This window comes from Corynebacterium breve, from assembly GCF_030252165.1.
GTDB lineage: Bacteria > Actinomycetota > Actinomycetes > Mycobacteriales > Mycobacteriaceae > Corynebacterium > Corynebacterium breve.
Genome location: NZ_CP126969.1, coordinates 1,097,274 through 1,117,447 on the forward strand (window position 1 = coordinate 1,097,274; position 20,174 = coordinate 1,117,447).

At 55.6% G+C, this 20,174-nt stretch carries 19 protein-coding genes and 2 pseudogenes; 5 read left to right on the top strand and 16 right to left on the bottom strand.

All coding sequences use genetic code 11. The features are described 5' to 3' along the window. Positions 1–15: 15 nt before the first annotated feature. Together QP027_RS05375 and gndA are read right to left on the bottom strand one after the other, a co-directional pair. Complete coding sequence (locus QP027_RS05375; protein WP_284826598.1) at positions 16–1,332, bottom strand: DEAD/DEAH box helicase; 1,317 nt, start codon at positions 1,330–1,332, stop codon at positions 16–18. 125 nt (positions 1,333–1,457) lie between these two features. Next, positions 1,458–2,915, bottom strand: coding sequence for an NADP-dependent phosphogluconate dehydrogenase (gene gndA / locus QP027_RS05380; RefSeq protein WP_284826600.1), 1,458 nt, complete (start codon positions 2,913–2,915; stop codon positions 1,458–1,460). A 95-nt stretch (positions 2,916–3,010) separates the two neighbouring features. Between gndA and QP027_RS05385 the strand changes: the two genes are divergently transcribed. Next, entirely contained in the window at positions 3,011–3,445 is a 435-nt protein-coding gene (locus QP027_RS05385) for a PaaI family thioesterase (protein WP_284826602.1), read from the top strand. 9 nt (positions 3,446–3,454) lie between these two features. On the opposite strand, the gene QP027_RS05390 is transcribed toward QP027_RS05385, so the two are convergent. Continuing rightward, a complete protein-coding gene (locus QP027_RS05390; protein ID WP_284826604.1) occupies positions 3,455–4,516 on the bottom strand; it encodes a magnesium and cobalt transport protein CorA in 1,062 nt (353 codons plus the stop codon). A 48-nt stretch (positions 4,517–4,564) separates the two neighbouring features. Here QP027_RS05390 and QP027_RS05395 point away from each other — a divergent pair, with 48 nt between their 5' ends. Further along, a complete protein-coding gene (locus QP027_RS05395) occupies positions 4,565–5,194 on the top strand; it encodes a class I SAM-dependent methyltransferase (RefSeq protein WP_284826606.1) in 630 nt (209 codons plus the stop codon). Positions 5,195–5,254: 60 nt separating this feature from the next. Here the strand turns inward: QP027_RS05395 and pflA are convergent, their stop codons facing one another. From pflA to QP027_RS05415, 4 genes and pseudogenes are all read right to left on the bottom strand, one after another. Continuing rightward, positions 5,255–6,127 carry a pyruvate formate-lyase-activating protein gene (gene pflA, locus QP027_RS05400; protein ID WP_284826608.1) on the bottom strand — a complete coding sequence of 291 codons (873 nt, stop codon included), beginning with the start codon at positions 6,125–6,127 and terminating at the stop codon, positions 5,255–5,257. 27 nt (positions 6,128–6,154) lie between these two features. Then, a pseudogene (grcA2, locus tag QP027_RS12345) lies at positions 6,155–6,757 on the bottom strand (autonomous glycyl radical cofactor GrcA2). Then, positions 6,740–8,590, bottom strand: a pseudogene (locus QP027_RS05410) (pyruvate formate lyase family protein); the annotation flags it as partial. The pseudogenes QP027_RS05410 and grcA2, both read right to left, overlap by 18 nt. Positions 8,591–8,830: 240 nt before the next feature. Next, entirely contained in the window at positions 8,831–10,240 is a 1,410-nt protein-coding gene (locus tag QP027_RS05415; protein WP_284826610.1) for an NAD(P)/FAD-dependent oxidoreductase, read from the bottom strand. 167 nt (positions 10,241–10,407) lie between these two features. On the opposite strand from QP027_RS05415, the gene QP027_RS05420 reads away from it, so the two are divergent. Continuing rightward, positions 10,408–11,715 carry an SAM-dependent methyltransferase gene (locus tag QP027_RS05420; protein ID WP_432418611.1) on the top strand — a complete coding sequence of 436 codons (1,308 nt, stop codon included), beginning with the start codon at positions 10,408–10,410 and terminating at the stop codon, positions 11,713–11,715. A gap of 9 nt (positions 11,716–11,724) precedes the next feature. Here QP027_RS05420 and QP027_RS05425 read toward each other — a convergent pair whose 3' ends face one another. Beyond that, positions 11,725–12,147: a VOC family protein gene (locus QP027_RS05425; RefSeq protein WP_284826612.1), complete on the bottom strand. Its 423-nt coding sequence runs from the start codon at positions 12,145–12,147 to the stop codon at positions 11,725–11,727. Positions 12,148–12,178: 31 nt separating this feature from the next. Between QP027_RS05425 and QP027_RS05430 the strand changes: the two genes are divergently transcribed. Then, on the top strand, positions 12,179–12,697 hold the full coding sequence (locus QP027_RS05430) for an SRPBCC domain-containing protein (protein WP_284826614.1): 519 nt from the start codon (positions 12,179–12,181) through the stop codon (positions 12,695–12,697). A gap of 113 nt (positions 12,698–12,810) precedes the next feature. Here the strand turns inward: QP027_RS05430 and QP027_RS05435 are convergent, their stop codons facing one another. Continuing rightward, positions 12,811–13,506 carry a YceI family protein gene (locus tag QP027_RS05435; RefSeq protein WP_284826940.1) on the bottom strand — a complete coding sequence of 232 codons (696 nt, stop codon included), beginning with the start codon at positions 13,504–13,506 and terminating at the stop codon, positions 12,811–12,813. Positions 13,507–13,520: 14 nt separating this feature from the next. After that, positions 13,521–13,859 carry a hypothetical protein gene (locus tag QP027_RS05440; protein WP_284826616.1) on the bottom strand — a complete coding sequence of 113 codons (339 nt, stop codon included), beginning with the start codon at positions 13,857–13,859 and terminating at the stop codon, positions 13,521–13,523. 115 nt (positions 13,860–13,974) lie between these two features. Here QP027_RS05440 and QP027_RS05445 point away from each other — a divergent pair, with 115 nt between their 5' ends. Beyond that, positions 13,975–14,355 carry an RNA polymerase-binding protein RbpA gene (locus QP027_RS05445; RefSeq protein WP_284826618.1) on the top strand — a complete coding sequence of 127 codons (381 nt, stop codon included), beginning with the start codon at positions 13,975–13,977 and terminating at the stop codon, positions 14,353–14,355. Between the two features lie 61 nt (positions 14,356–14,416). On the opposite strand, the gene QP027_RS05450 is transcribed toward QP027_RS05445, so the two are convergent. The 6 genes from QP027_RS05450 to QP027_RS05475 all read right to left on the bottom strand — a co-directional run bounded on the left by QP027_RS05450 (position 14,417) and on the right by QP027_RS05475 (position 20,170). Next, on the bottom strand, positions 14,417–15,418 hold the full coding sequence (locus QP027_RS05450; RefSeq protein WP_284826619.1) for a polyprenol monophosphomannose synthase: 1,002 nt from the start codon (positions 15,416–15,418) through the stop codon (positions 14,417–14,419). 63 nt (positions 15,419–15,481) lie between these two features. Then, positions 15,482–16,951, bottom strand: coding sequence for an apolipoprotein N-acyltransferase (lnt, locus tag QP027_RS05455; protein ID WP_284826620.1), 1,470 nt, complete (start codon positions 16,949–16,951; stop codon positions 15,482–15,484). Next, positions 16,948–17,484, bottom strand: coding sequence for an FxsA family protein (locus tag QP027_RS05460; protein ID WP_284826622.1), 537 nt, complete (start codon positions 17,482–17,484; stop codon positions 16,948–16,950). Before QP027_RS05460 ends, lnt begins: the two co-directional genes overlap by 4 nt. A gap of 87 nt (positions 17,485–17,571) precedes the next feature. After that, positions 17,572–18,300 carry an SDR family oxidoreductase gene (locus tag QP027_RS05465; RefSeq protein ID WP_284826624.1) on the bottom strand — a complete coding sequence of 243 codons (729 nt, stop codon included), beginning with the start codon at positions 18,298–18,300 and terminating at the stop codon, positions 17,572–17,574. Then, complete coding sequence (ygiD, locus tag QP027_RS05470; RefSeq protein WP_284826625.1) at positions 18,297–19,076, bottom strand: 4,5-DOPA-extradiol-dioxygenase; 780 nt, start codon at positions 19,074–19,076, stop codon at positions 18,297–18,299. The genes QP027_RS05465 and ygiD overlap by 4 nt, the downstream gene beginning before the upstream one ends. Then, entirely contained in the window at positions 19,073–20,170 is a 1,098-nt protein-coding gene (locus QP027_RS05475) for a M24 family metallopeptidase (RefSeq protein WP_284826627.1), read from the bottom strand. Before QP027_RS05475 ends, ygiD begins: the two co-directional genes overlap by 4 nt. Positions 20,171–20,174 lie beyond the last annotated feature (4 nt).

Below are 20,174 nucleotides of genomic sequence, written 5' to 3' on the forward strand. Positions count from 1 at the left end.
CAGGTGAGCTGTGGTCTAGCGTCCGTTCTTCCTTGAGTTGCTGCGACGTCCGGCTTTCGGACGCCCGGTGCCCCTGCCACGGTTTGACCTCGACGCTGAACCACGTGAATTGCCCTGTGAGCGATTCTTGGTGGGCTGTGTCGCCTGCCCGGGAGGAGGAAGCGGTGAACCTTGAGGTTTTCGCGCTCCCGTTATCTTAGCTAAAGCGTCTGATTCTGGCGTTACTTGGATAGCGCGTGCCTTCACTCCAGCTTTATTAAGCAGCGTTTCGACTTCCTTTTCCTGCTCATCCATGACCAAGGTAACCACGGTTCCCGAGGTGCCCGCGCGTGCAGTACGTCCAGCGCGATGAAGATACGCCTTGTGCTCTGCCGGCGGATCAACGTGTACTACGAGTGAGACATCGTCGATATCGATGCCACGAGCTGCAATGTCTGTAGCTACGAGAACTGGTGACGATCCATCAGAGAATCCTTCCAACGCCCGGGTACGCGCGCCCTGGCCCTTATCGCCGTGAATCCCTTGTGCGTGAATGCCTTCGCGGCGCAGCTTCTTTACCTGGCGGTCTACGCCATGCTTGGTGCGCATAAACATGATGGTCTTGCCCTCGCGAGCACCGATACGCATGACAATGTCGTTGCGCTGCTCACGGCCACCAACGAGGAGTCGATAGTGCTCCATGGTGTCGACGGCGGCCTCCACTGGCGCAGTGGAGTGAGTGACCGGGGCATTCATGTAGCGCTGAACGAGCTTGTCGACGTCTCCGTCAAGCGTTGCAGAAAACAATAGCCGCTGGCCGTCTTTCGGCGTTCGATCCATGAGTTTTCTTACCTGCGGCAAAAATCCCATATCCGCCATCTGGTCGGCTTCGTCGATAGCGGTGATCTCGACCTGATCCAGGAAAAGCTTACGCTGGTTAATTAAGTCTTCTGCTCGTCCAGGTGTTGCCACGAGCAGATCTACTGGGGCGGCAAGCGAACGGATGTGATTGTTTATGTTGACTCCACCGACGATGTCAAGAACACGCAATCCGAGTGCGGCGGCCGCATCCTCTAGTCGTTCTCTGGTTTGAGTTGCCAGCTCGCGCGTCGGTGAAAGCACCAAACCACGGGGGTGTCCTGGCCTTGAGGGCCTGCCTGCTAGCTGGGCCAGCATTGGGAGTCCAAAGGTGAACGTCTTGCCAGATCCAGTCGGGCCGCGGCCTAGAACGTCACGCCCGGCCAACGCATCAGGGATCGCTGCTTCCTGAATCGGAAACGGCTCTGTGATGCCCTGTTTGCCCAAAACTGTGACGATGGGGCGTGGCAAGCCAAGATCGGCGAAAGTTGTCATTATTTGAACTGTACTCGTCCCTGCGACTGACACAAAAGAATTACCAGTGAGTCTATCGGATACGAGCGATAGAAAAGGCGCCCAACGGAATCCGTAGGGCGCCTTCGTCGTGAAGCAATCAGACCTTAGGCTTCAATCTCAGAGCGGTCGCCTGACCACTGAGTGTGGAAAGTGCCTTCTTTGTCGATGCGCTTGTAGGTATGCGCACCGAAGAAGTCGCGCTGGCCCTGGACGATCGCGGCAGGCAGGCGCTCTGCACGCAACGAATCGTAGTAGGACAGGGAAGAGGTGAACACTGGTGCTGGGAGACCCAGACGGGTTGCGTAAACGACGACGTTTCGCCACGAGTCCATGAGATCCTTGAGCTCGCCGTTGAAGTACGGATCGAGCAGGAGCGAGGCCAACTCTGGGTTGTTGTCGTAGGCTTCCTTGATGCGCTCGAGGAATACGGCGCGGATGATGCAGCCGTTACGCCAAATCATCGCCATGTCGCCGGGGTTGATGCCCCAGTTGTATTCAGCGGAACCAGCCTTGATCTCGTCGAAGCCCTGTGCGTATGCAACAAGCTTGGAGGCGTACAGGGCCTTTCGAACTTCCTCGATAAAGTCGTCTTTGGAAATTCCCAGATCGTCGAAGGTCTGCAGGGCTCCCGTTGGAAGGTTGCCCTGCGCTGCCGCGCGTTGATCCAAGGAAGAGGAGAGTGCGCGGGCGAAAACGGCCTCGCCGATGCCAGTCGTAGGGATACCTAGATCGAGAGCTTCCTTCACGGTCCAGCGTCCGGTGCCCTTCTGGCCAGCGGCGTCAAGGATGACATCTACCAGCGGCTTACCTGTCTCCGCATCAACTTGGCGAAGCACTTCGACAGTGATCTCGATGAGGTAGGAGTTCAAGTCGCCCTTGTTCCACTCCGCGAAGATGTCGGCGATCTCGGCCGGAGTCAAACCGGCACCGAAACGTAGCAATTGGTACGCCTCGCCGATGACCTGCATGTCTGCATACTCGATGCCGTTGTGAACCATCTTGACAAAGTGGCCAGCACCGTCTGGGCCAACGTGAGTAACGCACGGGGTACCGTCGTCTGCACGGGCCGCAATCGACTCGAGCAGAGGGCCCAGGGTCTCCCAAGATTCTTTCGGTCCGCCAGGCATGATCGATGGCCCTTTAAGCGCGCCTTCTTCGCCGCCGGAGATGCCCGCGCCGACGAAGTGGCGGTTGCGTTCGGCAACCTCCTTCTCGCGGCGAATGGTGTCGTTGAAAAGTGCGTTGCCACCGTCGATGATGATGTCGCCGTCGTCCATGGCTTCTGCGAGCTGGTCAATGACAGCGTCGGTGGCTTTTCCTGCCTGGACCATGATGATGGCCTTACGCGGCTTTTCAAGCGAGGCGACGAACTCTTCGATGGTTTCACCAGCGACGAAATCGCCGGTGTCTGCGAAGTCATCCATGAATTGCTGGGTCTTGGCAAACGTGCGATTGTAAACGGCGACCTTGTGGCCGCGGGATGCGAAGTTGCGAGCGAGGTTGGACCCCATGACTGCGAGGCCAACGACGCCGATCTGTGCGAGAGATTCAGGAGTGGTCATAATCTCAATAGTACGCAACAGTGAGCTCAAAATCAGGAAATTGCCCGCTTAAATATGATCATTATTCCGAGGATTTGCGTGTACCCTCAATAGCCATGAACCTCACCCGTCTCCTTGAAGCTGCCGATCACCCGTTGACTTCGGAAGATCTCGAAGAAATCAACTCCACTTCGACTCAGTTCGATTCCTTCATCGGTACGAAGTTTTCCAAAATTACGCCCGAAGAGGTCGTAGCCCAGGTTGAAGTAGGCCCGCACCTCTTCCAGCCCGTCGGGATCGTAAACGGCGGCGCCTTTGCAGCGATCGCCGAATCAGTCGGTTCAATCGCAGGCATCGTTGCAGCTGGCGCTCCGGTTGTTGGAGTAACCAATTCCACTGATTTCTTTCGGAGCGTCAAGAGCGGGGTTATCGTCGCAACGGCCACACCAGTGCATCTTGGCCGTACCACTCAGCTCTGGCGCATTGAGATGCTTAACGACGACCGTCTCGTCGCAACCAGCTCGCTGCGCACGATGGTTATGCGCGACTAGGCGTAGCAACTACAGCCAGTTGTTTCGCCTGAACCACCAAAACATTAATAGGACAACAAGCAGCATCAACAGCAGCGCTACGGGATAGCCGTAGCGCGAATCAAGTTCGGGCATGTGAGTGAAGTTCATTCCATAGATGCCGGCGATCAAGGTTGGCGCCGCCGCCATACCAACCACTGCAGAGATCGTGCGCATGTCCGAGTTCTGTTGCATGGTCACTTTTGCCACCGAGGCATCGAGCAGCGAGGACAGCCGCTCGTCAAAGCCCGCGACTTGGTCGTTGACAATCATGGCGTTGTCCAACACGTCGCGGAAATACGACCGGATCTGTTTGCCAAGCACATCCTTGTTCGCGGCGATACCGGTGCGCAGTGCCGGACCCAGGGGAGCGGTGGCGTGCTTCATCTCCAAGATCTCTCGCTTGTACATGTAGATCTTGTCAATGTTGATTTTGCGCTCTGGAGTGAATACCTCATTCTCCAACTCGTCGACGTCGGCCGATAGCGCAGCGGTGGCCACGGAATAGTCTTCGACCAAGTCGTTAGCAATCTTCCATGCGATCGCCGCTGGCCCCAAAGCCGTCAGTTCTGGCTCTTGGTCAAGCTCCTGTGCGAGCCTGTTAAGCCACGCATTGTGGCGGACAGAAATGATGAAATCTCTCCCGATAAGCATCTGCGCTTCTCCGGTAGAGATGATCTGACGCGCATCTGTTACTTCTTCGTCATCGGCGTAGTTGACGGAGCGAACGACGATGAACAATTGGTCGTCGTAGCGTTCTACCTTAGGGCGTTGGTGAGCTAAAACGGCATCTTCGACGATAAGTTTGTGGATGCTAAAAGCATCGGCGACGCGCTCCATCTGAGCATTGTCTGGTTCTTTGAGAGAGAGCCAGACGAATCCGTCTGAAGCCTCGTGTGCTTTTTCTAGTGCAGAGCTAAAGTGATACTCCCCGGGGAGTCTTTTGCCCTCGTGGTAGACGTAGCAATGGTCAATTGAGCGCTCCACCGGAACAGTCATTCGTGGCGAAGGTTTCGCTGCTTTGCCGTTCATGCGAGGCAAAAGTGGAGGCATGTTATCTCCTTCGTCACTGATTTGATTTCACTGCCTATACTAAAGGTTATGCCAACCTGGAAAGAAGTTACCGCTGCCAATCCTTCCCACTCGGAAAGCTACGCTCGCCGTTGGAAGCGAATGGAAGAACAGGGACATGATATCAATGGCGAGGCCCGATTGATTGATGCCATCGCCCCACGCGACGCCCGCATTTTGGATGCAGGATGTGGGCAAGGCCGTGTCGGCGGATACTTGGCGGAACAAGGGCATACCGTAGTTGGCACTGATATCGATGAGATTCTCATCGACTATGCCCAAAAACTCTATCCTGATTCCGCCTGGTACGTCGGGGACTTGAGTAAGGATCCGATCCCCGAGGGCAACTTCGATATTGCCGTCTCTGCTGGCAACGTGATGGGCTTCCTCGATCCCAATGGTCGCAGAGAAGCTCTGCAGCACGTCTACGATGCCTTGCGCGGAGACGGACGTTTCGTTGTTGGTTTTGGGGCTGGGCGTGGCTGGGATTTCCCAGACTTCATTGCCCTGACGAAAGATGTTGGTTTTAACGTAGAGATCCTTTTTGAATCGTGGGATCTAGCACCATTCGATGAAGAATCGACATTCCTTGTTGCTTTCCTCCGCAAACCAGCTTTGTCGGTCGATGAGCAGACACTGCTGGGCAACATGAGGAACTAGTTTTAGGAAAAGTCATCGGCCTAGGCGAATAGCGCCTAGGCCGATGTTGGTTGTGCCTAGTTAGAATGTGGTCAGACCACGGCTTTTGAAAATGCCCCGGACATGGTCCAACAGCTCTCTTGAAGGGGGAGTGACATCGTCCAGGGTGTATTCCATTCCGATGTTTTGCCACTTGTCCGCACCCATATTGTGAAAGGGGAGGACCTCTACACGCTCAACGTTGTCTTTCCACTTTTCGACGATATCAGCAACGTTGTTCACGTTTTCATCGGAATCAGTCAAGCCTGGGACCAGTACAAAACGGACCCACACCTTCTTGCCTAGGCGGTTTAGCCGATTGCCGAAATCGATAGTCGGTTGCAGCGTTCGGCTGGTCACCTTCATGTAGGTATCTTCGTCACCGGACTTTACGTCAAGGAGCACAAGATCGATCGACTCCAAGTCTTCGTCGGTAAGCCTCGAACCGAGGTTGCCGGAGGTGTCGATGGTGGTGTGGATACCTGCGTCATGAACCTCTTTGAGAACTCGCCGCGTGAACGCAATCTGGAACAGTGGCTCGCCACCGGAGATTGTCAGGCCACCGCCCGAGGCATTGAACACCGGTCGATAACGGATGACGCGCTTTACAACGTCTTCGACGCGCTCGAGCGTGCCCTCCTTCATTTCCATGGTGTCCGGGTTGTGGCAGTACAGACAGCGTAGAGGACATCCCGACATGAAGATGGTCATGCGGGTGCCTGGCCCATCGACGGCGGTGACGAGTTCCCATGAGTGGACAAGCCCGATATCGCCAGTGCGGCGAGACTCCATTAGTTCTGGTCTAGTGAACTCAGAATCGTCGAAATCGGTTCCTAGTCCCGCAGCTATGCCGCGGACCTTTTCGCCCTGCTCAGGTTCGAGGGAAACTACACCTGTGATGCCGTCTTGTGCCATTAATTCTCCGCTGTTGTTGCCTTGTGCTTACGCGCCGTGGTGGAAAGTACGCGAGATAACGTCGCGCTGTTGTTCCTTCGTAAGCTTGACAAAGTTCACCGCGTAGCCAGACACGCGAACGGTGAGGTTCGGGTACTTTTCTGGGTTCTCCATGGCGTCTTCGAGGGTGGACTGGTCAAGAACGTTGATGTTTGCGTGGTAGAGACCGGATTCCATGTTGTTGTCTTCACGGTTGGCCTTCATAGACGCCATGCGCTCTTCGAAAGTTTTTGCAGCCATTGTTTTCTCCTTGAATGATGTGAAAGCTGAGGGGGTTAGTTTGCGTTACTGGTCCTGAGGCATGCATGCCTCGTCCATGACGAAGCCGGCATCGAGCACACCGACAAGGTTTGTTACTTGTTCGTCCTTTGTGCGACCCAGACCGGACGGAGTGATGGTGTTAGTCAGCGAGATTCCGTCGAGGGCGTCGTTGTAGTCGAGCTTGCCAACAGAAAGCATAGAGGCAACCATGCCGTGGTTGTCGGCACCATTTTCTGGGTTAGCGCCAGGAGCGAAAGGAGTACCGGCCTTGTGACCCGATGGGAAGGAGCCGGTTGCCTTACCGTAGACAACGTTTGAAGTAATCGTCAGTACCGACTGAGTAGGAATCGCGTCGCGGTACATCGGGATCTCTTTGATCTTCTCCATCACGGTGTGAACAATGGTCGCAGCGATGTCATCGGCACGGTCATCATCGTTGCCATAGAACGGGAAGTCGCCCTCTGTGTTGTAGTCAACGACCAATCCGGTCTCATCGCGGATCGGGGTGACCTTGGCGTACTTGATTGCAGACAGAGAGTCCGCGACGATGGACAGTCCCGCGATGCCGCAGCCCATGGTGCGGATGATGTCGGAATCGTGCAGCGCCATCTCGATGGACTCGTAGGCGTATTTGTCGTGCGAGTAGTGGATGATGTTCAAGGCCTCGACATAGGTTCCAATCACCCAGTCGAGCATGAGCTCGTACTTTTCCCACACCTCGTCGAAGTCGAGTGGGCCGTCGCCTTCGATCGGAGTGTGACCGGTTGTGATCTGCTTGCCGGTCATTTCATCGCGGCCACCGTTGATCGCGTAGAGAAGAGATTTGGCAGCATTGACGCGCGCGCCAAAGAACTGCATCTGCTTTCCGACTTTCATAGGCGAGACGCAGCAAGCGATCGCGGCATCATCGCCCCACTGGTCGCGAATCTGCTTGTCTGACTCGTACTGTAGTGACGATGTCTCGATGGAGATGGCCGCGCAGAACTCCTTGTAGCCGTCAGGCAGTTCTGGATCCCAGAAAATGGTGATGTTTGGCTCTGGAGCAGGGCCAAGATTGCGCAGCGTCTGGAGCAAGCGGAACGAAGTCTTGGTTACTTGGTGGCGACCATCTTCGGAGAAGCCAGCGTCGGACCAGGTTGCCCAGTAAGGGTCTCCGGAGAAGATCTGGTCGTAATCTTCAGTGCGCAGGAATCGAACGATGCGCAGCTTGATTACCAAGGCATCGATGATTTCCTGGGCGTCTTCCTCTGTCATGGTGCCGTTGTTCAGATCACGCTCGAAGTATGCGTCGAAGAACGGGGAGAGGCGGCCGATAGACATCGCGGCACCATCTTGACTCTTGACGGAGCCAAGGTATCCGAAGTAGGTCCATTGGACCGCTTCCTTTGCGTTGGTCGCCGGGCCGGAGATGTCGAACCCATAGCCCTCAGCCATTACCTTGAGCTTTTTCAGGGCTATGATTTGCTCGGAATGCTCTTCACGGTAACGTGCCCAGTCTTCACTGAAGGGCTGGTCGAGGACCCTGTCTTTCGCCTTCAGCTTGTCTTCGATCAGAGCATCGACACCATACAAAGCAACACGACGGTAATCACCGATGATTCGGCCACGACCGTATGCGTCTGGAAGTCCAGTAATGATGTGTGAGGAACGTGCAGCGCGGATGCGTGGAGTGTAAATGTCGAAGACACCGTCGTTGTGGGTCTTGCGGTACTGGGTGAAAACCTTCTCCACCGCTGGGTTTGTCTCTTTTCCAGCTTCCTTGATGGCTTGCTTCACCATGCGCCAGCCACCATATGGCATCATCGCACGCTTTAGCGGAACGTCGGTCTGTAGGCCGACGATGACATCATCGTCTTCAGAGATGAATCCTGGAGGAAACGCGTCGACATCCGCAGGGGTTTCGGTGTCAACGTCGTAGACGCGGCGCTGGCGTTCCACGGACAGGTAGTTCTTCTCCAGGTGATCCCAAGTTCGCAGCGTCTTGTCGGTCGGACCTGCAAGGAAGGATGCGTCGCCGTTGTACGGCGTGTAATTGCGCTGGATAAAATCGCGGACATCGATTGTTTCGGTCCAAGGGCCTGCCTCGAAGCCTTCCCAGGCTTCTACGGCAGGTGTGGTGACTGTAGTCACGAGGTGTATCCCCTTTCGGTAGTGGTCTCTCATGGAGTCACGCTTACCCAAAATTCCCTAACTATTTCACGCAAATTCACCGATAGCGGTGGTTTACGAATTTCAAGCGTGTCCCCACGTCATGTACAAGTATATTGATGATATCTAGGTGTTGTCCACATCAGCGTGCCCACCTCGACGTTAGATAGAACTCAACCTCGTCCGGTTGTGTCCTAGATAACGCAAAAGCCCGACTTTCACGAGGAAAGTCGGGTTTTTGGTTTGAACTTGTGGCTACTCTTTTTCGCCGAAGTTGATGGTGTCGCGCACCTCTGGAACACCGCGTTCGGACTCTGGGAGAACCTTGCGCAACTTCAGCAGGCCGGTGCGGCCGTGCATCTGCTGGTAAGTGGTCGCCAGGTTGTAACGACGAGGCGATAGGGCATTGAGACCCCAGTTGACCATGGACACAAAGCGGTTGCGGAATCCGACCAAGAACATGACGTGGACAACGAGCCACATGATCCAACCGAGGAAACCAGTAACCTCGACCTTGCCCATCTTTACAACGGCGTTGAAGCGGGAAACAATCGCCATGGAGCCCTTGTCAAAGTACTCGAATGGCTTGCGCTCTTCAGGCTTCTGATCGTCTTCAACGCCTGCGCGTACGGCCTTAGCGGCGTACTCGCCGGTCTGGATAGCGACCTGGGCAACGCCCGGCAGGCCATCGAGACTCATCATGTCGCCAAGGATGAAGACGTTGCTCTTATCTCCAACAGTGAGGTCAGGATTGACAGGGACTCGACCAGCACGGTCAACCTCCAAGCCTGCCTGTTCGGCAACGATCTTGCCCAGTGGGGAAGCCGCGACACCCGCAGACCAAATCTTGGTGTCAGCCAAGATGGTTTCTTCTTGACCCGTCTTTGCATCCTTGAAGGTCACGGAGTGTGCATCGACATCGGTAACCAGTGCGTTGAGGCGGACGGTGACACCCATCTTTTCCAGCTGGCGCTGCGCATTGCGACCAAGTCGCTTGCCAAATGGTGGCAGTACCTGTGGTGCGCCGTCGACGAGGATGATCTTTGCCTGGGACGGGCTGAAGTTGCTGTAATCCTTGGAGAAGCTGCGGTGGGCCATCTCTGCGATCTGGCCTGCCATTTCAACGCCAGTTGGACCTGCGCCAACAATAACGAAGGTGAGAAGGCGTTCCATCTCAGCTGGATCAGTGACGATCTCTGCCTTTTCAAACGCGTGGATGATGCGTGCGCGCTGTTCCAAGGCGTTGTCTAGAGTCTTTAGACCAGGTGCAAACTCAGCGAAATGATCGTTTCCAAAGTAGGATTGGTTGGCACCCGCGGCGATGATGACGCTGTCATACTCAAAAACGCGCTCGTACTCTTCGACGCGTGCGGTTACTGTCTGGGCTTCGATATCGATGTTTGTAACATCGCCCTTAATTACGGTTGCGTTGTCCTGCTCCGACAAAATCTGACGAGTGGAAACCGCAATTTCACCGGAGGAAAGAATTCCTGTTGCTACCTGGTACAGCAGAGGCTGGAACAAGTGGTGGTTACTGCGGGAAATAAGGGTGACATCTACATCGGCATTACGAAGTTCCTGAGCGGCGAATAGGCCACCAAAGCCAGAACCAATAATGACGACGTGGTGCCGGGATCCGGCTGGACGGAAAGGCTTTTCAGTCATGGACTCTCCTTGTACGGTTATTTCAAATATGAAGTTACTCTCAGCCAGTCTACGTTCAACTTCATATATGTGCGACGTGGCAACATTACTCACCATACGCCCATTCTGTTAAATGGAATGGCCTCGCCTCGTCTAAATCGACGTGATACCTGTCTAAAGTAAGCCTTGTGAATAACGCGTCTCACTTATCTCTGATTGATTCTGGGCTTTGGCCCGGGGTTGCTACGGTGCCCGATGGCATCGCCATGAGTATGCGGGCACGGGTTTCCGAAGCTAGGTTTGCTAAGGCTTGCACCGAGGCTGGACTAGAGCTGCGACCTGATCATGAGCCTGATTTGGTCGTCGACACGCCAGATCTCTTTCCGCGTCTCTCTGACGGCGGATGGGTGGGCCTTGCCGAAAGCTATTTGGCAGGAGAGTGGCACACCGAGTCTCCTCACGACCTTGTCAAAGTTCTTCGAGCGCTTCTGCAAGTGGATTTCGTTCCTCGCACTCTGCGAGTGAAACAGGACCGCGAACACGTTGGTGGAGAAGTCCCACCCGAGCTAGTTGAGCGGTTTTCAGGCGATGGGCTCAGTGCCTTCTCCGGCATCTTTGCAACGGGCGTGCCGACGACCCGTCGCGTGAGTGTGCAATCGCATGTGAAAGGTGCTGGCCATGGTCGCGAACCAGCTTCTCATTTTGTCGATGTCACCCATCTGTCGGCCCCGTTGGAAGTCGACCGGATAGATCTCGGAGATGCCCAGCGACGAGCCGCAGAATCGCTACTTGATTTAGTTGATGTCAGCGCAGGCACCCACGTGGTGGAGTACCCGTCGTCGGGTGGTGCTGTGTCCATCGCGGCTGCGCAGCGACAAGCGACAGTGGACACTGTCACCGCTGACCGCGACTTGGCGGAGGCTTTGCGGGAACGCTTTACATTTGCTGGGGTTGATGACGCCGTCCACATCGAACTTATTGATGCGCCCGAGTTCGGACCTGGTCGGTGGCACGGTCGCTACGATGCCGTTGTGAGCGTCGAAAAGCTTGAGACCCTGCCGCAGAAACAAAGAGCTGGCTACCTAGCCGCAATCGACCGGCTTCTCGCTCCAGGGGGTCAAGCCGCGATGCAGACGGTGATCAAGACTCCGGCCATGAACAAAGCTGGTATCGCTGCGCTCGAGTCGCTGCGCGCGTATGTGTGGCCGGCGTTGGATTATCCCACTGAGGTCGAGGTGGCGCGAATCGTCGATAAGCGCACGGGGCTTCGCGTTATTGGACAAGTTCATGCGCCTGATCATTTGGAACGCAGCCTACGTTTGCAGCGTGAAATTTTCGTGAGCCAGCTAAGGGAGGCAGCAGCTGACGGGTTTGATTCCGTCTACCGCCGCCTCTGGATCTGGCAGCTTTCGCTGCGCGAGGCGTTGTCAAGCCTCGGAATGATCGATGTAGTGCAGTTCTCGTTGGTCCACAGGAACCGACGCGGTTTGCGCTAGAGTGAGGCTCTAACCTGCGACGTTAAAGAACCAATGGGTGCCAAATTTGTCTTGCAGCATTCCGAACGATGCGCCCCACGGCACAGTGTCAAAAGGCATCAAAATGGTCGCATCCGCAGACAGGGCTTCCCACCAAGTTTTGATCTCTTCGAGGTCTTCAGACCCGCCCGTGATGGCTACAGGGGTGTCATCACCCGGGGTGATGGAGTTCTCGCCAGGGGAGTCGGAAGCAAAGATAATCGGGCGACCATCGAGGATGATGTGGGAGTGCATGATCTTGTCAAGGTTTTCTGCGCCGCCAACTTCTTCTGCGGAGTGTACCTGGGAGAACGGCATCATTTGGAGGTCTCCACCAAAGATCCCGTGGTAAAAGGTCATGGCGTCGGCTGCGGTGCCTGAGAAACGGCGGTATGGCGTGAATTGTGCGGTCATGAGCACAAATGTACACCTAAGTATTCTCAATATGGGTAAGTTAGTTGGCATGACGAGAGAAAAACGCGGCCAGATTTCCGCCAATGTCTTAAGCATCCCAACAATTTTCGATCACCCTCGCGATCACGTGTGGAAATTCGTCACTACGTCTGAGACACTTGTGACGTTTTATGGCTCATTCTCCGGAGACCCGGCAAGCGGAGAGGTCACCCTCATCATGGTTGAGGCGCCAGATAACCCGGGTACTGCGGTGATCAATCGCTGCGTGGCACCGGAGCTGCTTGACGTAACGCTGAGCGACGGCGAGGGTAATCCGTGGAGCTTGATTCTAAAGCTCGAGGCGCTTGACGACGATCACACGCGCGTGGAGTTCATTCAAGACATCGCAGGTTTTGAAACGATGGCCGCAGACGTGGGTGCTGGTTGGGAGTTCTACATCGATCGCTGGGTGGCCGCAATGGCGGGAGAGGACGTAGAGAAGATCGCGTGGGAGGATTACGCGCCGCTGGCTCAGCAGTACGAACCTGAAGTTAACGGCAGCCCAAGTTAGTTGACATAATGTACATTATCGGACAGTGATGGGCCCTAATTACGTAAGGGTGACGTAATTAGGGTGAGCTACCGGATAGCCGGAAGAACAGCTACCGACGACTCTTCGTCGGTCTAAGACTTCTTCACCAGGTTCAGGCGCACGTTGACTTCGCCTTCCTCGGCGATCGTCGCAGCAACGAACTCCGGTGTCTCCACGCCAAACTGTTTGCGATTGATCGGAATGTCACCCGCGACAACAAGATTCTTGCCATCGCGCACAGCTTCGAATTCTTGGGTGATCGTCTTCGTCGTATCCAAGATGGTCAGATCGCCCGTTAGCTCCACGGTGGCAACGCTGCCGTCATCTGGTAAATGAGAGACGTCAGCTGGCTTGGTCAAGACGAATGAAGCTTCCGGGTATTCGTTGGTAAGCAAGATCTTTTGCCGTACATTTACGTCACGGACGTCTCGATCCGTGACGATATTAGTCATGTCGACGATTGCCTGGCCCTTCGTGGCCTTGCCGCCTGATACTTCTACAGTGCCAGCGACAGTTCCCGTGGAACCAGAGGTCTCTTTGTACTCGGCCGGAAGAACTTCATTGAATGTAAAGCCCGCCGAGGTTACATTTGGTCCGGGCTGGGTGGTTACTTCCCACTCGCCATCAACGTCGACTGTTGCAGGCGAGGTCTTGTCCGCGTTGATTCCCTCAGTTTTGATTCCTGGGCCCATGGCAAGGCCGTACACAACCGGGAACAGCGCAAAAGCAAGCAACGCCACGATCAAAATCGAGCCTACCGCGACGACTGCTTTGGTCGTTCCCGTCATCTTCTGCACGTCATTTACCTCAGTCTCTCGATTTGTTTGGCTAATGCCACTAATTCGTCACACAGGAGGCGAATTTCTTCTGCACCAGCGCCTTCGGCGCTCGCCGTGGCTATATCCTCGGCGGCGCAGCGCAACTCATACAACTCGTCACGTAGCGCTTCGGCTTTGTCCGGATGAATAATAACCGCTTGCTTCGGGATGGAGGTGCCAGAAACGTTGTTACGCTGCTCATACGCACGTTGTTTGCACGACGCGCTGCAAAATTTCCGACGACGCCCCCTCCCCGACGGCTGAACCAGTTCAGTGCCACACCATCGGCATGTACTCTGCTTTGGCTCGCGGGGATCATTCACGCTTTTCCACCTTAGTCCACCCAGGGAACAATCCAAGTCTTTAGGCCGTTATACTTAACGGACTGCTTTTAGTACCCATTGTCGTGGGTACGTAACTACGAAGGGATGATGCTACATGGCAGATCGCGTACTACGCGGAAGCCGCATGGGTGCCGTCAGCTACGAAACTGACCGCGACCATGATCTCGCCCCCCGCCAGATGGTGAAGTACCGGACCGAGTCTGGCGAAATCTTTGACGTCCCGTTTGCCGATGACGCAGAAATCCCTGAAGAATGGATGTGCAAGAACGGCCAGCTGGGCACCTTGATTGAGGGCGAAGGCGTGGAATCGAAGCCGATCAAACCGCCTCGTACTCACTGGGACATGTTGCGTGAGCGCCGTTCAATCGAAGAACTCGATGTTCTTCTTGAAGAGCGCCTTGAACAGCTGCGCAAGCGTCGCCGTGCGGCCGCGCGCCTGGCCAAGGAACAGCAGGCAGAAAACAATAACGCATAAAGCGTTTCAATAAACAAGAGGGGGCACTGACCGTTTAGCCAGTGCCCCTTTTCTCGTGCTCTTAGCGCTTCTTCGTAGCGTTGCGAACCTCATAGTCCGCGAGCTTAGCGCCTTTAGAAACCATGCCGGTCATTTGGTTAAGAAGGCCCTTAACCTTATTCGGTACCGTAGGCAGGCCCGAATGCTTGACTTCGTAGTTGGCAAGCTTCAATCCTTCTGAAGCCATTCCCGAGGCCTGATCAGCCATCTCTCGAACGCGATTAGGGATGCCTGGGAGCTTGGAGTGCTTGTACTCGTAGGTGATCAGCTTGCTCATCGAGCTAGCAAAGTCGCGGAATTGATCAGTGCGATGGGTAACGCCCCACTTGGTCACCTCGACTAGTGAGTCCTTGGCAAAGCTCGCATCGAGCTTGGACTCGCCAAGTTCACGTTCGGTGAAGGTGATCGGCACCTCGCGGACATCGAAGTCCTGCTGGATTGCACGGAATGCGAACTCTACCTGGAAGATGTAGCCCTTCTTGGACAAGGACTTTGGATCCAGTGTCTGGAGAACTTCCCGACGAATTGCGCGGTATCCCGCGGTCATGTCACGCACATCGCCGGTGAGAACCAGTGCGATGTAGAGGTTACCCAGCTTGGAAAGCAGGTAGCGATCGCGTGGCCAATTCACTACCTTGCCGCCTGGCACGTAGCGCGAACCAATAACAAGATCAGCGCCGTCGTCGATCTGCTCAAGCAGTAGGTGAAGTTGTTCAGGTGCGTGTGAACCGTCGGCATCCATCTGACAGATGACGGCGTATTCGCGCTCGAGACCCCAGTCAAAACCTGCGAGGTAGGCCCCCAACAGTCCGCCCTTGCCTTCGCGGTGCAAAACCTTGATGTGGTCATCGGATGCCGCCAGCTCGTCGGCCTTGATGCCGGTGCCGTCAGGCGAGTTGTCGTCGACGATCAAAATATCGACGTCTGGCTGTGCTTCGCGCACGCGACCAACGATGATGGGAAGGTTCTCTACCTCGTTGTATGTCGGGATAATAACGAGGGTTGAATCGCTGACCTTATTCAATGTCTACTCTCCTATTCATCGTTCCAGCTGCTTGCTCGAATCTTGATTCTAATGAGTTCCAGCTTACCTGTGGTTGCGTCGTATGACAGATGCGGCCATGAGAATTACGCCGAGACCAGCGATAAGCCACTGCACATAATGCCCGAATCGGACAGCAAAGGTGACCGAATCACGCAAAGGTAATAATTCTGTTAACAATGCTGGCTCGAAAATCTCAGAATGCTGCGAAACTGACCCATCAGGATGCACGATTGCGGACACACCAGAGGTAGCCGCGACTACCACTGCACGATCGGTCTCAATCGCGCGCAGGCGGCTCATCGCCAGCTGCTGGTACGTCATATCCGTAAACCCGAATGTCGCATTGTTCGTCGGAGTAGTCAGAATCTGGGCACCGTTGAGCACTGCATCACGGAAAGCTGGATCAAACACAACCTCGTAGCAGGTGGCTATTCCAACCACGATGCCACGCATCTTTACGGTGCCACTACCGTTTCCTGGCTGGAAGTTACCCGCCATATCGACATAGTCCGAGAAATTTCGGAAAAACTCACGCATCGGCATGTATTCGCCAAACGGCTGCAAGTAAATCTTATGGTGAAAATCCCCCGGACCGGTGTCTGGATCAAACACCACCATGGTGTTGCGGTCACCCACCTCGTCTTGAGTGATCGTGCCTATCAAGACCGGAGCGTCAACTGCGGCAACGGCTTCGTCGATAAGTGCACGAGCCTCAGCGTCCTTGAATGGATTAACGTCCGAAGAGTTTTCCGGCCAGATCACCAAGTCGGGTTCAGAGTCGGAAGCGGCAAGCTGTTTGGTGACGTTAGCGTGATTGGCCAAAACTGCACGCCGTTGGGCGTTGAAGTCTAAACCGAGTCGCGGGACGTTGCCTTGCACGGCGCTGACCGTAACCTCGCCAGTGGTGTTCGACGCATCATTGACTCCAATACCTGCGACGAGCCCGGACACGAGTGGTAACACGATGGCCACGGGGCCGAGCTTGCGGAATCGGAAGGCAGCAACGAAACCAGTACCTACCATCACCGTTGCGAGCGTGACCAGTGCCGGGCCGCCCCAAGCAGCTAAGTTGGCTAGCGGCCCGTTGATTTGTCCCCAGGCAATGCGGACCCAGGAAAAGCCACCGAAGGGAAATGAGGACAGTGCGAACTCAAGAGTTGCTACGACGAAGGGAAACGCGAGAAAGCCCCACTTCTGGCGCGCCACGAGTACTCCGAACGCACCAGTAGCGATGCTGTAAAGCGCGCAAAAAATCGACAATGCAATATACGGCATGTTGCCGACGAAGTATCCCACCCAGGGCAAAAGATTTAGATAAACGACTACAGCATGTACGAAGCCGAGAAGAGCCCCATGCAGGGGCTTTGGACGGCGCTCACCCCACGGAATGAGGCTGGCGTAGAAGATTGCGACTCCTGCGATTCCGGCCCACCAAAAGCCATGTGGCTCGTGGGAGGCATACACCAGCACTCCCGAGATGGCGGCCAGGAGAAGCCGCGCAAGCAAGATCACTTGGTCCCCTTAGTAAAGTCGTCCGGGGTGACGTTTTGCGTCCAAGCCTTGATCTCATCAGCATCGATTACTTCGTGTGTAGGATGCGAAGCGCCTGCAGAGTGCTGTGTGTGACCGGCAAAATCACTAAACGAGCCGTAGCTAGTGTGTTCGTTCGCCATTGGTGAATGCTGATACATCCGTACGCCAAAGTTCTCCACCTCACGGCTAAACCAACGCGCTGCGGCGCGACGCATGATCCCACGCGTTGGCCCGAACATGATCAGCAAGCCAACGATCGAGGAGACGATTCCCGGGACGATGCTTAGTCCCCAACCCGCCAAAATAAGCCCCGCATCGCCAGCCAATTGTCCTGGCTTGGTTGAGGAGCCTTGCATTCGCGCCAACGTGGAACGCAGAGACACGCTAGCTACTAGCGAACCCAACAGCATGAGGCCTAACACGACCAGGATCGCCCAGCCGTAACCAATCGCGGCTCCCAACGCGGTAAACGCAATGATTTCGATGAGGAGGAATCCAACAATCAAACGCATGAGGCCAGACTACCCGCTAGCCATAAGTGCTGGCCATCGAACATGCCCGTGGACAAGCTGCCAACATCGTGAGAAGTGATAGCGACTTTACCTTGGCATTTTCCGCCAGATCGGGCGAGGAACCAATCGCATGATGAACGCGAGCAATTGTAAGCGTCGCGGGATCCAGATCGTGCGACTCCCCTTTCGCTCAAGCGCGGCAACTACATGGTCAGCAACGGTATCGGGGGTCACTGACATGATGGCGGGTTTCATCCCTTTGGTCATCGAGCCGACCACGAACCCGGGGCGCGCGGTAATCAGTCGCAGCTGTGTTCCATGGAGCTTGTCGGCCAATCCTTGACAGAACGCATCGAGCCCCGCTTTTGTTGAACCATAGACATAGTTAGCCCTGCGACCGCGCCACCCAGCGATGGATGAAAACGCGACAATGTCTCCGTAAGACATCTCGTCGGCAAGCACGGTAAGCATCGAAATTTGTGCAGTGTAGTCGATTGTGGCGATCTCAACGGCGTGGGACTCATCATGTTCGGCTCGAGCTTGGTCGCCCAAAATTCCAAACGCAACGATGGCGGTTGTCGGTTGGGTTTCTCGCACGATGCTCCGGTGGCTCGCAAGGTCGGTTGCCTCGAAGTGACGACAGGTAACCTTGCTAGCTCCCGCCTGGAGAAGTTGCTTCTCGACGACACCGAGCGCGCTGGGGCGGCGCGCCGCCAGGATGACATCTCTTCCCTTGCATATTCGGAGCGCCAATTCCACGCCGATGTCGCTCGTGCCACCGAGGAGAAGGATTGGTCCAGTGTTGTCGCTGATCATGCAGCAGAGTGTACTGCGAATCCTGTCATCGAAAGAGATCCCATCGTGCGTTGCTTGTTGAATTCCTCAACCGTTGCATTGTCTAAAGCAGCTGTCACACCTGCTACGTACGCGAGGGGCAGGAAGTGATCCGGAGTGGGCACGGCGCGGCTATATGCCTCGTGATCGGTGAGAGCTGCGAGGCGCTCGGGATCCGTTTTCATGAGCTCGGCGGCGTCCTCGTCAAAAGCGTCGGCCCAGTCGAAGCCTGTGTTTCCTGCATGCCACTGGACCATCGAAAGGTTGTGGACAACGTTTCCTGATCCCACAATCAACACATCATTTTCTTGTGCTAGACGAGCAAGACGCGTGCCCAGAGCTACGTGGTGTTCTAAAGGTTGCGTGCCGTCGATGGAGAGTTGAACCACCGGGATGTTGGCTTCGGGAAACATATGCTTGAGCACGGACCAGGTGCCGTGGTCAAGACCCCAGTTGTAATCCTGCGCGACCATCGTTGGCTTAGCAATATCGGACACTAGCTCGGCGATTTCAGGGTCGCCCGGTGCGTTGTATTCCACCGCGTTGAGCTCTGGTGGGAAACCCCAGAAATCGTGAATGGTCTTCGGGTCAGTCATGGCGGTCACGCCCGTGCCCCGCGTGTACCAGTGTGCGGAGACGCTCACGATCGCGCGGGGAGTAATTCCCTTGCCTAATTCTGCCCAGGTGCGGGTGAAGTCGTTGTCTTCAATGGCGTTCATCGGCGAGCCGTGGCCGACAAACAGTGCTTGAGTGGTCATCGTAAATCCTTTGGTTGAAAATTAAAGTATCGTACGGATTTTGATGTTACAGCAACAATGTCTTCAATGCGAATCCCCCACGCTCCGGGCTTATACACCCCTGGTTCGATGGAGAACGTCATGCACTCTTGTAGCGTTTGATCGTTACCTTGGATGATGAACGGCTCCTCATGGCCCGCAAGGCCAATGCCGTGTCCCAGGCGGTGTGTAAACAGATCACCGAATCCGGCCTGGGTAATGATGCCGCGCGCGACAGCATCAAGATCCGCCGCGGAGACTCCGGGCTTCACAGCCTGACAAGCGGCCTCCTGGGCGAGGCGCACTGCATCGTAGGCCGCGAGGAACTCCGGATCAGTGATCTCCCCTACCTGGTATGTGCGCGTGCAATCCGAGTGATACCCCACCCCCACGGTGCCTCCAATATCAACCACGACCGAGTCGCCTTCTTCGAGTACTCGGTCTGAGAAATCGTGGTGCGGGTTGGCACCGTTGGGGCCTGAGCCGACGATAACGAAATCAACCGCATCGTGCTCCTTGAGAATCAGCCTTTCCAGATCCTGCGCTACCGCACGCTCGGTGCGTCCTGGTTGCAAGAGCTCCGGCACAACGTCGTGCACTCGATCGATGGCCCGCCCTGCGAAATCTAGCTGCTCTAGCTCCGCCGCGTCCTTAACCATGAAGAGCTCGGCGAGCACCTCTACGGCCAAAACGGAGTCGTCGACAAGCTGCTGCAGGCGAAACACGTGGTTGGCAGTCAGCGATGAGCCGAAGCCGACTGTTCCGGGTCGAAGCCCCTGGGTGGCCAACGCGTAGGAATCGTCCCCGTCACGCCAGCCCCGGATCGACACTCCATCTGCCGCTAATGACTCCGCGTCGGTGAGCGGAACTACGACCCAGGGCGCATCCTCAGCCGGGATCACTAGGGCTGTGAGGCGCTCGTGTGATTGCATCCACGACCCCGTGAAGTAGGCAAACTCTGATCCGGTGCCAATGATGAGGCCACTGAGACCACGCTCGTGGACAAGTGCCTGCGCACGTTTGATTCGATCGGCATAAACATCCGGGCCAAAGGTTTTCACAATCGCGTCACTCATGGTT